Here is a 14,589-nt window from a genome sequence, read left to right as displayed (position 1 = left end):
AATACCTTTTTTCATCTTTTTTTACTTTTCTTGTTTTTAAGTTTAAGCTTTTTTAGTTTAAGGCAGCAAAAAGGATTCCAAATGTTATCAGAATCCTCATTTTTCTTTTATTTCGCAACAATATTCACCAATTTAGGTAGCTCCAACAGCTTGAAACGTTATTGGAGGTTGCAGATAAGGCTAACAGAACCTATTACTTGACAACAATATTAACAAGTTTGTTAGGGACTACAATCACCTTAACCACTTGTTTTTCAGCGATTTCAGACTGGATTTTTTCATTGGTAAGGGCAAGCTTTTCAAGCTCTTCACGGCTTGAGTCTTTTGCGATCACAAGTTTCGCACGAACCTTGCCCTTGATTTGCACGACAATTTCAACCTCATCTTCAACGAGTTTTGCTTCATCCCATGTTGGCCAAGGAACGTATGAAATTGATTCACCTGATTGTGTCAATGTTTGCCACAATTCTTCAGAAAGGTGTGGTGCAAATGGTGCTAACAATTGTACAAAGCCTTTAGCGTAGCCAACAAAGAGTTTGTCTTCTTTATTGGCAGCGTTGACGAATACCATCAATTGAGCAATGGCTGTGTTAAACTTGAGTTCCTCAAGCTGCTCGGTCACTGCCTTGACTGTCTGGTTGTAGACTTTATCAAGTGCGCCACTGTTTTCTGCAACAATTTCTTTTGTTGTCAACAAGCGATAGACGCGGTCGAGGAATTTACGTGAGCCTTCAAGACCTTCTTCAGACCATGCGATTGAGGCATCAAGTGGTCCCATGAACATTTCGTACACTCGAAGTGTGTCTGCACCATAACGTTCAACCACATCGTCAGGGTTCACAACGTTTTTTAGTGATTTAGACATTTTCGCTGGTGCTTGCTCAAGTTCTTCACCAGTTTCAATGTGGAAGAATGAACCATCACGTTTTTCAACTTTATCAGTTGCCACAAGCGCACCACGGTGGTCGCGGTAGCTTGTTCCTAAAATCATCCCTTGGTTAAAGAGTTTTTGGAATGGTTCTTTGGTTGGAACGGCACCTAAATCATAAAGGAATTTGTGCCAGAAACGAGCATAAAGAAGGTGAAGCACTGCATGTTCTGCACCACCAATGTAAATGTCAACCGGCAGCCAAGCCTTGAGCAATTCTTCATCAGCTAATTTTTCATCGTTGTGTGGGTCGATATAGCGAAGATAATACCAGCTAGAGCCTGCCCATTGTGGCATTGTGTTTGTTTCACGGCGACCTTTCATCCCATCTTCACGCGTCACTTCCAGCCAATCGGTCAAGTTGGCAAGTGGGCTTTCACCTGTACCTGAAGGTTTGATGTCTTTGGTTACTGGCAATACAAGCGGCAATTGCTCTTCTGGAACAGCTGTTGTTGTGCCGTCTTCCCAGTGGATGATTGGGATTGGTTCACCCCAATAACGTTGACGTGAGAAAAGCCAGTCACGCAGACGGTAAGTTACTTTTTTGTTTCCGACACCTTCTGCTTCCAGCCAGTCAACCATTTTATCGATAGCTTGTGCTTTATCAAGTCCATCTAGGAAACCAGAGTTGATGTGAAGTCCGTCTTCTGTGAAAGCTCCTTCCTCAACATTTCCGCCTTCAAGAACTGGAATGATTTCCAAATCGAATTGTTTTGCGAATTCCCAGTCACGTGTATCGTGAGCAGGAACCGCCATGATAGCACCAGTACCGTAGCTTACAAGAACATAGTCTGCAATCCAGATTGGGATTTCCTTGCCATTTACTGGATTAATGGCATAGCTACCAGTCCAGACACCTGTTTTTTCTTTAGCAAGGTCTGTACGAGCAAGGTCAGATTTAAGGCTTGCTTGATGTTTGTAGTCAGCAACAGCTTGCGCTTGTTCTGGTGTTGTAATCACATCAACAAGTGGGTGTTCAGGCGCTAAAACAGCATAAGTCGCACCAAAGAGGGTATCTGGGCGAGTGGTAAAGACAGTGAAATCTTTATCAGTATCCTTAATTTTAAAGGTAACATTGGCACCAGTTGATTTACCAATCCAGTTACGCTGCATATCTTTGATAGATTCAGGCCAATCAAGGTCTTCTAAATCTTCCAGCAAACGTTCAGCGTAAGCTGTGATTTTCAGCATCCATTGGCGCATGGGTTTGCGGACAACTGGGTAACCACCACGTTCAGATGTTCCGTCAGGAAGTACTTCTTCGTTAGCGATGGCTGTACCTAGTTCTTCAACCCAGTTAACTGGCACTTCAGCTTCGTATGCCAACCCTTTTTCATATAATTTTGTGAAAATCCACTGAGTCCATTTGTAGTAGTTAGGATCCGTTGTGTTCACTTCACGGTCCCAGTCATAAGAGAAGCCCAGTGCATTGATTTGGCGTTTGAAGTTGGCAATATTTTCTGCCGTAAACTCAGCTGGGTCATTACCTGTATCCATTGCGTATTGCTCGGCAGGCAGCCCAAAGGCATCCCAGCCCATTGGGTGAAGAACGTTGTAGCCTTGCGCACGTTTGAAACGACTAAGAATATCAGTCGCCGTGTAGCCTTCTGGGTGTCCTACGTGAAGACCAGCACCAGACGGGTAAGGGAACATATCCAACGCATAAAAATTTGGTTTGTCAGCGTCTGTTCCTGTTTTAAACGTATGATTTTCCGCCCAATAATTTTGCCATTTTTTTTCAATTGATTTGTGATTATAAAAAGTCATTGATTCACTCCAATTTTGTGATGTTATTATTATACCATTTTTAGGCGATTTTAAAAGGCATAATTAGGGAAAGAGGGAACATAATCAAAAAAGAATACTTTACTAACTGGATTTGTTTTCTAGCTCATTTTATTGAGAAGTTTTAACTCCATAGCTAAATGGAAAATCTTCAGATATGAAGCCTAGCATTTATTCTGACCTTTTTATTGCAGTCGTTTTAACTGCGATGCGTCCAATTCATAGATTTCATCTACAAATGCCACTGTTGACGGACGGTGTGAAATCATAAAAATCATCCCTTGGCATTCTTCTTTTACAATAGATAGAAACGCCGCTTCGTTGAGCGAATCAAGATTGCTAGTCGGCTCATCAAAGATATAACAATCCGCCTTTTTCAAGAGTGCCCGCATAAGCTCTAAACGCTGTCTTTCTCCAGCTGAAAAGTCACGCTCACCGTCAATAATTGTATCCAAACCATCCGGCAATCTTTCTAGACACTCTTTTAGTCGGCATCTTTCTGCCAACTTCCAGATACTCTCATCACTAATGTCGTTTCTCCCCAGTAAAAGATTTTCTCTCAAAGATTGATGAAAAAGCTGAGCTATCTGTGGTACATAGGTAAATGAAGCCTGCAAATGCTGACGATTAACTTCTCTGGAGTCTACACCAGTAAGAAAAACTGAACCAGCATTGCTATCATACCAACGCATAATAAGCTTCATCAGGGTTGATTTACCACTACCACTCTTACCAATCAAGCCAATAATCTTCCCTTTTTTTAAATGTGCAGAGAAATTATTAAACAGCTTTTGCTGACGATTGTCGTAGGCAAAATCCATATTCTCAATCAAAATATCGTCTAAAGTGACAGCTATTTCCTGACCAGTTTGGACGGGCTCTACCTCATCTAAAAGAGCAAAAATAGTACGACCAGCATTCATAGCACGTTTAAAACCTAAAGGCAAGCGTCCTAATTCTAAAAAAGGAGCAAAAGAGCTAGAAAAAGCAACTAAAACGAGAACCGCTTCCTGCCAAGATAACTGATGATTTTCCACTTGATAGAATGCCAAAAGAGCAACGCTTGTAAGAGACAGTCCCACCACCAAAAAGGTTACCGTTTGCTGTAGATATTGTTTCTGGGCAACCTTCCTTTCCAACTGGTTCACATTCTGACTTCTGCCCGTCAATTCTGCAAATCGCTCGTGACTCTTGCCAAATTGAGATAAATCGCTCATAGCTTTCAGACTTTCCAAGAAAAAAGAAACATAATTCGAGCGTTCCTGACTTTGCTTCTGCAGAATATCTTGCAAACTGAGAGCAAACATTCTCGGTAAAATAATAGCTAAAATCCCATAGGTCACTAAAGCCACTAAAGCAAACCAAAACGAGAAATGTGCAAAATACATTCCCATCAAAAAGGCTGTCAAGAACCCTGTACAAATAGGAGCTATCGTATGTGCAAAAAAGATTTCCAGCGCTTCAATATCTTCACCAATCATCTTGAGCAATTTGCCGCTGTCCTGACGATCCAACTTTGCTGGTGCCAAACGACGAAGCTTCGCAAAAATGAGCTTACGTAAATCCGCCAGAGAATGGAAGGCAACAAAATGCCCGAAATAATGCTCGCCATAACGAAAGGCGCCCCGAGCTAGGGCTAGTCCAATCAGTAAAATCAGACTCCACCAAGCAGGCTGCTGACCATTTAAAGCATGAAAACCTAATACAATCACCAGAGTTGGAATTGCCACCGTCGTGACAAAGCCAAACACCGCAAAGAAAACCGCTAGAGCGATAAAAGGGAGCAAATGGTTCATCACCTGAAAAAATCTGCTGAGGATAACACGCGTTGTGTAACGTTTTTTAGTTTCCATGCGTTAATTTCTCCAATTCTTGCTGGGTATTTGCCAATTGGCGGTATTCTTCACTCTGTTCATAGACTTCTGTCGGTGTTCCCCAAACCGTTGTTTCTTTTCCTATAAAGAGAACTTGACTTGCTTTAGCGACTTGTTTCATCTTGTGGGTAATCTCAATGACAAGTGCGTCTTGCGCTACCAAAGTTAACAAATCATAAATAGCCGCTTCATTGTCTTTATCTACACTGGACGTCACTTCATCAAACAGATAGAGCGAACGCTTAGCTAAGATAGCCCGCACACAAATGATCTGCTGGCGTTGCCCCGGTGACAATTGACTGCCGTTTTCTCCCACAAGAGTATCGAGACCTTGAGGCAAATCTCTTACAAACGCTAAAACGCCATTTTCAGCCAGCCAGCCCTCTATTTCACCTCGCGACCAATCTACTGCCAACTGTAGATTTTCAATAATGGATGCGTTTAAAAGAACACTGTTTGCTGACACATACATGACTTCCTGATAAATTGTTGATTTGGATAGGCTTTTGATTTCTTTTTCTCCTAAGAAAATGGAGCCTCTGTCCACCTGTCGTTTTCCCAACAACAGCTTGGCTAACGTCGTTTTCCCACGACCGCTTTCTCCTGCAATGGCTAAGATTTGTCCACGTTTCATTTTAAAACTTAGCTCTTCAAACAATTTTCTATCCGCCAAAGCAAAATCTAAGCCACTAACTGTCAATTCACTAAAAGGAGTCAATTCCTGCTGTTCCTCTTTTGCTTCTTTTTCAATCGAATCCAAAAAACCAAAAATTCGATCAGCCATTTTGGTATTCATCATCACTAAATGCATTCCATAACCGGCTTCACGAATCGGCGTGAAAAACTCAGTCGCAATGAAAACAAAGTAAATCATAGCGAACAGTGATAAGTGCCCTGCTTGTAACATGGAAGCTGCAACAAAGCCTGACACACCAATCCCCAAGTACATGACTGCATCCATATAGCCAACTGACTGTAGCTGAAATCCTAGAAGTTCCATCGTTGCATCACGAAAATCCTCTGCTTGCGCTGCAAACTCCTTTTCATATTTAGCATCTGCCTGATAAGAATAAAGAGTATTCAGCCCTTGAAGATCATCTAAAAAGAGATTACCAACGTCCATATAAGAAGCCCAGTAACGATTCATAATCCTGCGCGAACGCTTCTGCATGAGAACAACAGAAATAGGAATCAAAGGTAGCGAGAGAATAAAAATCAAACCGCCAGCAGGGAACAGAAAGAACACAACCACCAACACTGTCAAGCAATTCAAATACGTTCGTAGACTTAAGGGGAGATAATAAGAATAATACGTATCTAAACTGTCAATTCCTTGTGACGCTACTGTCAGCACATCTGCAGCCGTCTTACTATCCTGAAATTCTCCATCTTTATCTACGAAAGCCTGAAAAAATGCTGCTTTTAGTTTATTGCGAGCAAACTGCGAAGCTACTCCTTGGAAATTTTTCGCCAGAAGCGAAAGCGTAAAACCTAAGCTAGAAAAGAAGAACAGCCAAAAAAGAACCGACAAAAAGTTCAATGGTATTCTCTCATATAAATCCGATAAAACTTTTGCTATCAATGCAAAGCTCAAAATCCGCATGATAAATTGAAGCCAAGCTAAAAAAGCTGATAGATAAACCAGTTTCATTTTAGGCTGGATCTGTTCTTTCAAACGAGCAATCAGCTCTTTCTTTCTGCTCCGTGATATTTTTTCTTGCTCTTGTGCCATCACTTTCTCCTCATATTCTTCATTCTATCCTACATTTATTCATTATAACACTCCCAAGCAGAGAAATAAATTAAATTTTCAGTTTTTTTAATTTGTACAGTCCATGAAAACTTTCCTTCCTTGTGAAATCTATTCATAAGATAAAGAATTAGTCAGCCTTTCTACGCTAGGCAACAAAAAACCAGCTGGCCATTCCAACTGGTTTTGAGTAAAGTGAACCATTACCAAATAATCACGCGGTCTTCTGGTTTGCGCCACATGCCATCGCCTTCTTTAACATCAAAAGTCGTAAAGAAATCATCAAAGTTTGGCAATTGTACATTTGTACGGAGTTTTCCGGGAGCATGAACGTCCACACTTGCTAGCATTTGCATGTATTCTGGACGAGCTTTCATGCGCCAGATACGGGCAAAGTTAGTAAAGAATTCTTCTGCAGAGAAGTCTGCTTCTTTCTTAGCTGCTTCCAATGCTGCCGCAATCCCACCAAGGTCTGCAATATTTTCTGAAACAGTTAGTTTCCCATTGACTTTAGCACCGTAAGAATCCTGTCCGTCAAATTGCTCAATCACCTTTTGAGTACGTGCTTGGAAGGCCTCGTAATCTTCTGGCTTCCACCAATTGTTCAAACTTCCGTGTTCATCAAATGAAGCTCCATTTGAGTCAAAAGCATGAGAAATCTCATGAGCAATTACCGCACCGATTCCACCATAATTAGCTGATGAAGATTGATGCAAATCATAAAATGGCGCTTGGAGAATGGCTGCTGGGAACACAATTTGATTTTGCTGTGGGTCATAATACGCGTTGACCATATGGGCTGGCATGTGCCATTCACTGCGATCCACTTCCTTATTCCACTTGCTCCATGTATGCGCAATAGAAATTTTTGCTAAGTTTTGAGCATTCCCCACCAAACTCAATTTCTCATCAATCACTTTTTTAGCATAGGTTTCTGGCAATTTCTCTGGATAGCCGATATGCGGTGTAATGACGTTGAGCTTGACAATCGCTTTATCACGTGTTTCCTTAGCAAGCCAATCTGCCTTTTCCAGACGCGACTTATAAACATCAATCATAGCAGCAACTTTATGCTCTACATCAGCTTTGGCTTCAGGTGAGAATTTTTCTCCCGCATACCACAAACCAAGTGCTTGGTTATACGGACCTTGCGCTAGCTGGTAAGCTGCCTTTTCTTTCGGACGGGGTTCTGGGACACCTGAGATAGCGCGTGCATAGGTACCTGAAAGGACACGAATTTCTTCAGTGAGCAAAGAAGTCCATGCTCCAGTAGAGAATAACTTCAGTGCCGCATGCAAATGCTCCCAATTCTTTTCTGAATAACATTCTGCTGCAAATTCTTTCCAGAAGCGCTCTTGAGGAACAATCACTTTGTCTGGGACTTGTCCCAAAATCTCTGTAAAAATCGCGTCAAGCGGCAATTCTGGAGCTAGCTTCGTAAAATCTGCCCAATCGTAAGGATGATACAATTTCACATATTCTGAACTTTCTTCATTAGAAAGGACATACTTGGCTAATTTAGCATCCAATTCCAGATATTTATCCAAAATATCTTTTGTTTCCTCTGCCGAAAAGCCAAATTTAGGCAACAATTCTTCCTGCATTTTCCGCCAGATTGCCAGCAATTCCTTGCCCTTTTCATTTCCTTCTTCATAGTAGGTTGTATCTGGCAAAATGATCCCAGGTGCATCAGCCCAGAGAACATTCATTTGCGCATTCATAAAGTCTGGAGCAACATCAAAAGTAAAGAAATTTGGCTTTCCAGCCATTTCATATTCAGCAATCTTATCTGCAAATTCCTTAAAAGAGCCAAGCGCTTTATATTCTTTCACAAGCGGCATCGCTGGAGCAACTCCTGCTTGTTCCCGTCCGTCAAAATCTGCCACCAAACGATGGTATTTCACAAAATTTTGCAAAATTGGATCATCCGGCACATCTTGACCTGCTAACCATTTATCAGTTGTAGCCAGCATCAATTTTTCAATATCTTGATCCAGATCCATAAATCCACCTGTCACAGGCTTATCATCAGGAATAACTGCTGTTTTTTCCCATTCACCATTGACATAGTCAAAAAAATCATCTTGTAAACGTGTCATCTTGTTCTCGCTTTCATTGTTTTATCTTAATCCTATCAAAAAAGTTCTGAATAATCAAACTTTAATCAAAAGAGATTTTCTGGCAAACTTTACTTCTGATTTTTCTTAAAAATTCTAAAAATTAACTTGACTTAATTTTTATTTTAATGTATATTAACAGTAGGAGGTATAAAAATGATACGTATCGAAAATTTAAGTGTCTCTTATCAGGAAACACTTGCTCTCAATCAGATTTCTTTGGAAATCCAAGGCCCAACTATCATGGGAGTTATTGGCCCCAACGGAGCTGGTAAATCCACTCTTTTAAAAGGAATGTTGGGTATCATTGACCACGCTGGACAAACTTATCTTGATGATAAAGAATTCTCAAAAGTGCTCAGTCACGTAGCTTATGTGGAACAAAAAATTCACATTGACTACAACTTTCCTATCAAAGTAAAAGAATGTGTATCGCTTGGACTGTATCCAAAAGTGAAACTCTTCCACAGACTAAAAAGCACAGACTGGGACAAGGTGACAAATGCGCTGCGCATTGTCGGCTTAGAGGATTATGCTGAACGCCAAATCAGCCAATTATCAGGAGGGCAATTTCAACGGGTCTTGATTGCGCGCTGTCTGGTACAAGAAGCAGACTGTATCTTTCTAGATGAACCATTTGTCGGGATTGATTCAATCAGCGAAGAAATTATCATGACAACGCTACGCAATCTAAAAGAACAAGGAAAAACGATTCTCATCGTCCACCATGACTTAGGAAAAGTCCCACATTACTTTGATCAAGTTTTAATTTTGAATAAAGAACTCATTGCCATTGGGGAAACTTCATCAACTTTCACAGAAGAAAACTTGAAAAAAGCCTATGGCTCTCAGCTTTTTGTGAATGGAGGTCTCTAATATGTTTTCAGAATTTATTGATGGACTACAAAATTTCCATTTTCTACAAAATGCACTGATTACAGCCATTGTCATCGGGATTGTTGCTGGAGCAGTTGGTTGCTTCATTATTCTAAGAGGCATGTCTTTGATGGGCGATGCCATTTCACATGCGGTCTTACCGGGAGTTGCGCTCTCCTTTATTTTAGGAATCAACTTCTTTATCGGAGCCATTGTTTTTGGACTTTTAGCCTCGGTTATTATTACTTATATTAGAGGAAATTCAATTATTAAAAGTGATACTGCCATTGGAATAACTTTTAGCTCCTTTTTAGCTCTTGGAGTCATCTTGATCGGGGTTGCGAATAGTTCAACTGACCTTTTCCATATTCTTTTTGGGAATATCTTAGCTGTGCAAGACATTGATATGTGGATTACAATTGGTGTAGGAATCGCTGTTCTAATTATTATTGGACTATTCTTCAAAGAGTTATTGATTACATCTTTCGATCCACTTCTGGCAAAAGCGATGGGGATGCCAGTCAATTTTTATCATTATCTCTTGATGATTCTCTTGACGTTGGTTGCAGTTACAGCTATGCAAAGTGTGGGAACGATTTTGATTGTTGCTATGCTGATTACACCTGCTGCTACTGCTTATCTTTACGCTAACAGTCTTAAAACAATGATTATCTTGTCTTCTAGCTTGGGGGCAATTGCATCTGTCTTAGGACTCTTCATTGGCTATACCTTTAATGTTGCGGCCGGCTCAAGTATTGTACTGACATCTGCCATTATCTTTGCCATTAGTTTCTTTATCGCTCCAAAACAACGATTTAACAAACTTAAAAACAAACCCAAGCTAAAATAAAATTAGTATTTCATTTATTAAAGGAGAACCTTATATGAAAAAATTAGGTTTTATCGCCGTTCTGTTTTTGGCTGTCGTAGGACTCTTTGCCTGCGCTGGTCAAAAAGGAACTTCTACCAACAAATCTTCAAAATTGAATGTTGTTGCTACCAACTCGATCATCGCTGATATTACCAAAAATATCGCTGGTGATAAAATCAATCTGCACAGTATCGTTCCTGTCGGAAAAGATCCACATGAATACGAACCATTACCAGAAGATGTGACAAAAACATCAAAAGCTGATTTGATTTTCTACAATGGTATCAATTTGGAAACAGGCGGAAATGCTTGGTTTACAAAATTAGTTAAAAACGCGAAAAAGAAAGAAAACAAAGATTACTATGCTGTAAGTGACGGTGTTGAGGTCATTTATCTTGAAGGTCAAAGCGAAAAAGGAAAAGAAGACCCACACGCTTGGCTCAATCTTGAAAACGGAGTTATCTATGCAAAAAATATTGCAAAACGTTTGATTGAAAAAGACCCTAAAAACAAAGAAACTTACGAAAAGAATCTGAAAGCCTATACTGCGAAACTTGAAGCATTGGACAAGGAAGCAAAAGCAAAATTCAACAACATTCCTGCTGAAAAGAAAATGATTGTTACCAGCGAAGGTTGCTTCAAATACTTCTCTAAAGCCTACGGCGTGCCATCTGCTTACATCTGGGAAATCAACACAGAAGAAGAAGGAACTCCAGACCAAATCAAAACATTGGTTGAAAAACTTCGTAAAACAAAAGTGCCATCACTCTTTGTTGAAAGTAGTGTTGATGACCGTCCAATGAAGACTGTTTCAAAAGATACAAAAATTCCAATTTATGCCAAGATTTTCACTGATTCAATCGCTGAAAAAGGTGAAAAAGGAGATAGCTACTACGATATGATGAAATGGAACTTAGATAAGATTTCAGAAGGTCTTAGCAAATAAGAAATGGAAAAAGGAGCCGGAATTGATTGCCAGTTCCTTTTTACTTGAAATTCTTCTTGAATAATAAGCCTTTCATTCTCTGAAACAAGCGGTTATCGGCTGTATTCTTAAGTTATTTTTGATATACTAGTAAGATAAGGAGTAAAAGGACAACATGACCCCAAACAAAGAAGATTACCTCAAATGTATTTATGAGATTGGTACGCATACTCAAAAAATTACAAATAAAGAAATTGCCGCCCAAATGCAGGTATCTCCCCCAGCTGTTACAGAAATGATTAAAAAGATGAAAGCCGAAAAATTGATTGTAAAAGATAAAACAAGTGGTTATTTACTGACAGATCTTGGTTTACATCTTGTTTCTGAGCTATATCGCAAGCACCGACTCATCGAGGCTTTTCTCGTACATGATTTGGGATATACGACTGATCAAATCCATGAAGAAGCGGAAGTCTTAGAACACACCGTTTCAGAATTATTTGTCGAGCGCTTAGAAAAAATGCTGAATTTCCCAGAAACCTGTCCCCACGGCGGAACCATTCCTGCAAAAGGTGAATTATTGGTCGAAAAATACCAATTGACTTTAGATCAAGTCGAAAATGCTGGAACCTATCGTTTAGCACGAGTTCACGATGAATTTGAACTATTAAAATATTTGGAAAAACACGATTTACATCTGGGAGATACGCTGATACTGGAGCAATACGATCCTTACGCTCAACTGTATGCGCTCAAGGTCAATGGAAAAGAGCTGCAAGTCAACTCTGCTATCGCTCAACAGCTTTATGTGGAAAAAATATAAAAGGAAGTCAAAGCTGATAACATTAACACATTGGAGACTGCTCAATGCGTATTGAGTTTTATCCTAGAAAGCAAACAAGTCTGGAACAGTTTTGTCCAGACTCGTTTTTATTTATCATTTTCTCAACGATTCTTCGTATCTAACACAATCGTCACCGGTCCGTCATTGACTAACTCAACCTGCATATCAGCTGCGAAAACACCTGTTTTAACAGGTATTTCTCGACCTAGCAATTCGTTAAAATCATCATACAATTGACTAGCCAAGTCTGGTTGAGCAGCGCCTGTAAAAGCTGGACGATTCCCTTTTTTTGTATCTGCGTAAAGGGTAAATTGAGAAATAGAGAGAATTTCTCCTTTCACATCTTTGACAGATAAATTCATTTTATCTTCTTTATCTGAAAAAATCCGCATATTGGCAATTTTTCTTGCTGCATATTCTACATCTTCTTGAGAATCATCTGGTGCTACACCGACTAGTAACAGCAGTCCTTGCTGAATCTGATTGTAAAGTTCGGTATCAATGGATACCGAAGCTCGCTTCACACGCTGAATCACTATTTTCATTGTTGAACTTCCTAATTTCCGTTACATTTTGTGAATTAATTCGCAAAAATGCAATTCTAGCAAAACATTTCCGCTCTGCTGTCCTCACCTAGCCATTTGTCCTTTTGACAGAATAAACTTCAGGCACGCTCTTAATCTTATCTACAACTGTTGTGAGCATAGATAGATTAGCAATTCCAAAAGAAACATGGATGTTGGCAAATTTCATATCCTTCGTTGGCTGTGCATTGACAGTGGAGATATTTTTGGTTGTATTGGACAAGACTTGTAACACATCGTTCAAAAGACCTGCTCGATTCAAACCATAAATATCAATGTGCGCTGTGTATTCCTTCGTAGAGGTATTTTCTTCCCATTCGACATCAATCAAGCGCTGCTCATAATTTTCCTGCGCCCGCAGATTCATACAGTCCTTACGGTGAATCGCCACGCCACGCCCTTTGGTAATGTACCCGACAATCTCGTCACCAGGAACTGGATTGCAACATTTGGCAATCCGTATCAAAAGCCCTGACGCACCTTGGATAATGACGCCGCCCTCATGCTTGACTTTCAGCGTTTCTTTATTCTCACGCTTCACTTCTCCGCCCTTGACAAGCTCTTCTGCTTCAGCTCTCGCTTTAGCACGCTCTTCCTCACGGCGTTCTTTTTCTGTCAAACGGTTAAAAATAGAAATCGCACCAATCTCACCAAAACCAATCGCCGCAAAAAGAGCTTCTTCTGTTTTGTAGCTCGTTTTTTGCAGGACTTCTTCCATGTGCTTTTTGTCCATGTATTTATTAGCTACATAGCCATGTTCTTGGAATTGTGCCTGTAAAAGTTCGCGCCCTTTAGAAATGGATAATTCCTTGTCTTGGTTTTTGAAAAATTGACGAATCTTATTGCGGGCCTTGCTTGTTTTTACAACATTAATCCAGTCACGACTTGGACCAAATGAATTGGTACTGGTAATAATCTCAACTTGATCTCCAGTTTTTAGCTTCGTAGTTAGCGGCACCATGCGACCATTGACCTTGGCACCAACCGCCTTTTCACCAACTTTAGTATGGATTTCATAGGCAAAATCAATCGGTCCAGAGTCTTTTGGCAACGAGCGGACAGCTCCGTCCGGTGTAAAGACATAGATTTCCTCAGCAAGGTAATTTTCTTTGACAGAATCCACAAAATCCTGTGCATCATTAGACTGGTCTTGGAGTTCCATCATCTCCTTAATCCAATTCATCCCAATCGCCGATTCTTTGCTATCAACCTGCCCTTTAATACCTTTTTTATAGGCCCAGTGTGCAGCAACCCCGTATTCAGCCACTTCGTGCATTTCTTTCGTCCGAATTTGAAACTCAATCGGACCTTTAGGTCCATAAACGGTGGTGTGGATAGACTGATAACCGTTCGCTTTGCGATTGGCGATATAGTCTTTGAAACGCCCAGGCATGGGGCGCCAAAGTTCATGAATGTAACCCAGCATAGCATACACATCACTCTGCGTGTCTAAAATGCAGCGAATGGCAATCAGGTCATAAATTTCATCAAAACGCTTTTTCTTGTCTTGCATTTTGCGATAAATGGAATAAATATGTTTTGGACGACCGTAAATTTCCCCATGAAGATTACGCTCAGACGCATAGGTTTCAATCTTATGAACCACTTCGTCCACTAACTCCTCACGTTCCCGACGTTTTTCTTTCATCAGGTGGGAAATCTTATAAAACTCTGTCGGATTCAAATATCGAAAAGCTAAATCTTCCAATTCCCATTTGACGCTCGAAATCCCCAAGCGATGAGCCAACGGAGCATAAATTTCCATGGTTTCACGTGAGATACGTTCCTGCTTGTCTTTGCGCAGATGCTTGAGCGTTCGCATATTGTGCAAACGATCCGCCAGCTTGACCAAAATGACACGGATATCCTTGGACATCGCCATTAGCATTTTGCGGTGGTTTTCAGCCAACTGTTCCTCGTGAGACATATACTTGACTTTACCAAGTTTGGTCACACCATCTACAATCACGCGCACATCATGTCCAAATTCGCCTTCCAAATCGTCCAAAGTTGCAGCTGTGTCTTCTACAACATC

At 40.4% G+C, this 14,589-nt stretch carries 10 protein-coding genes; 4 read left to right on the top strand and 6 right to left on the bottom strand.

Going from position 1 to position 14,589, the window contains the following annotated elements; translation table 11 throughout:
- Positions 1-193: 193 nt before the first annotated feature.
- The 4 genes from leuS to HMPREF2634_RS04755 form a co-directional block, all read right to left on the bottom strand.
- The gene (gene leuS / locus HMPREF2634_RS04770; RefSeq protein WP_021001268.1) at positions 194-2,695 is read right to left on the bottom strand and encodes a leucine--tRNA ligase; all 2,502 of its coding nucleotides are present in this window, start codon (positions 2,693-2,695) and stop codon (positions 194-196) included.
- Between the two features lie 203 nt (positions 2,696-2,898).
- On the bottom strand, positions 2,899-4,566 hold the full coding sequence (locus HMPREF2634_RS04765; protein WP_021001267.1) for an amino acid ABC transporter ATP-binding/permease protein: 1,668 nt from the start codon (positions 4,564-4,566) through the stop codon (positions 2,899-2,901).
- Positions 4,556-6,319 carry an ABC transporter ATP-binding protein/permease gene (locus tag HMPREF2634_RS04760; protein WP_021001266.1) on the bottom strand — a complete coding sequence of 588 codons (1,764 nt, stop codon included), beginning with the start codon at positions 6,317-6,319 and terminating at the stop codon, positions 4,556-4,558. The genes HMPREF2634_RS04765 and HMPREF2634_RS04760 overlap by 11 nt, the downstream gene beginning before the upstream one ends.
- A gap of 221 nt (positions 6,320-6,540) precedes the next feature.
- Entirely contained in the window at positions 6,541-8,436 is a 1,896-nt protein-coding gene (locus tag HMPREF2634_RS04755) for a M13 family metallopeptidase (protein WP_003026862.1), read from the bottom strand.
- Between the two features lie 174 nt (positions 8,437-8,610).
- Here HMPREF2634_RS04755 and HMPREF2634_RS04750 point away from each other — a divergent pair, with 174 nt between their 5' ends.
- The 4 genes from HMPREF2634_RS04750 (at position 8,611) to HMPREF2634_RS04735 (ending at position 11,949) form a co-directional block, all read left to right on the top strand.
- Positions 8,611-9,330: a metal ABC transporter ATP-binding protein gene (locus HMPREF2634_RS04750; protein WP_021001265.1), complete on the top strand. Its 720-nt coding sequence runs from the start codon at positions 8,611-8,613 to the stop codon at positions 9,328-9,330.
- 1 nt (position 9,331) lies between these two features.
- A complete protein-coding gene (locus tag HMPREF2634_RS04745; RefSeq protein ID WP_021001264.1) occupies positions 9,332-10,180 on the top strand; it encodes a metal ABC transporter permease in 849 nt (282 codons plus the stop codon).
- Between the two features lie 34 nt (positions 10,181-10,214).
- Positions 10,215-11,147, top strand: a complete 933-nt coding sequence (locus HMPREF2634_RS04740; protein ID WP_021001263.1) for a metal ABC transporter substrate-binding protein — start codon at positions 10,215-10,217, stop codon at positions 11,145-11,147.
- A 154-nt stretch (positions 11,148-11,301) separates the two neighbouring features.
- Positions 11,302-11,949 carry a metal-dependent transcriptional regulator gene (locus HMPREF2634_RS04735; protein WP_003026873.1) on the top strand — a complete coding sequence of 216 codons (648 nt, stop codon included), beginning with the start codon at positions 11,302-11,304 and terminating at the stop codon, positions 11,947-11,949.
- Positions 11,950-12,071: 122 nt separating this feature from the next.
- On the opposite strand, the gene dtd is transcribed toward HMPREF2634_RS04735, so the two are convergent.
- On the bottom strand, positions 12,072-12,515 hold the full coding sequence (dtd, locus tag HMPREF2634_RS04730; RefSeq protein WP_021001262.1) for a D-aminoacyl-tRNA deacylase: 444 nt from the start codon (positions 12,513-12,515) through the stop codon (positions 12,072-12,074).
- Positions 12,516-12,603: 88 nt separating this feature from the next.
- A partial coding sequence (locus HMPREF2634_RS04725) for a RelA/SpoT family protein (protein ID WP_070836359.1) occupies positions 12,604-14,589 on the bottom strand: 1,986 nt, incomplete at its 5' end.

The sequence above is a fragment of the Streptococcus sp. HMSC034B03 genome (assembly GCF_001838575.1).
In the GTDB taxonomy this organism is placed as follows: Bacteria; Bacillota; Bacilli; order Lactobacillales; family Streptococcaceae; genus Streptococcus; species Streptococcus anginosus.
This window is presented reverse-complemented; position numbering and strand designations above follow the sequence as displayed.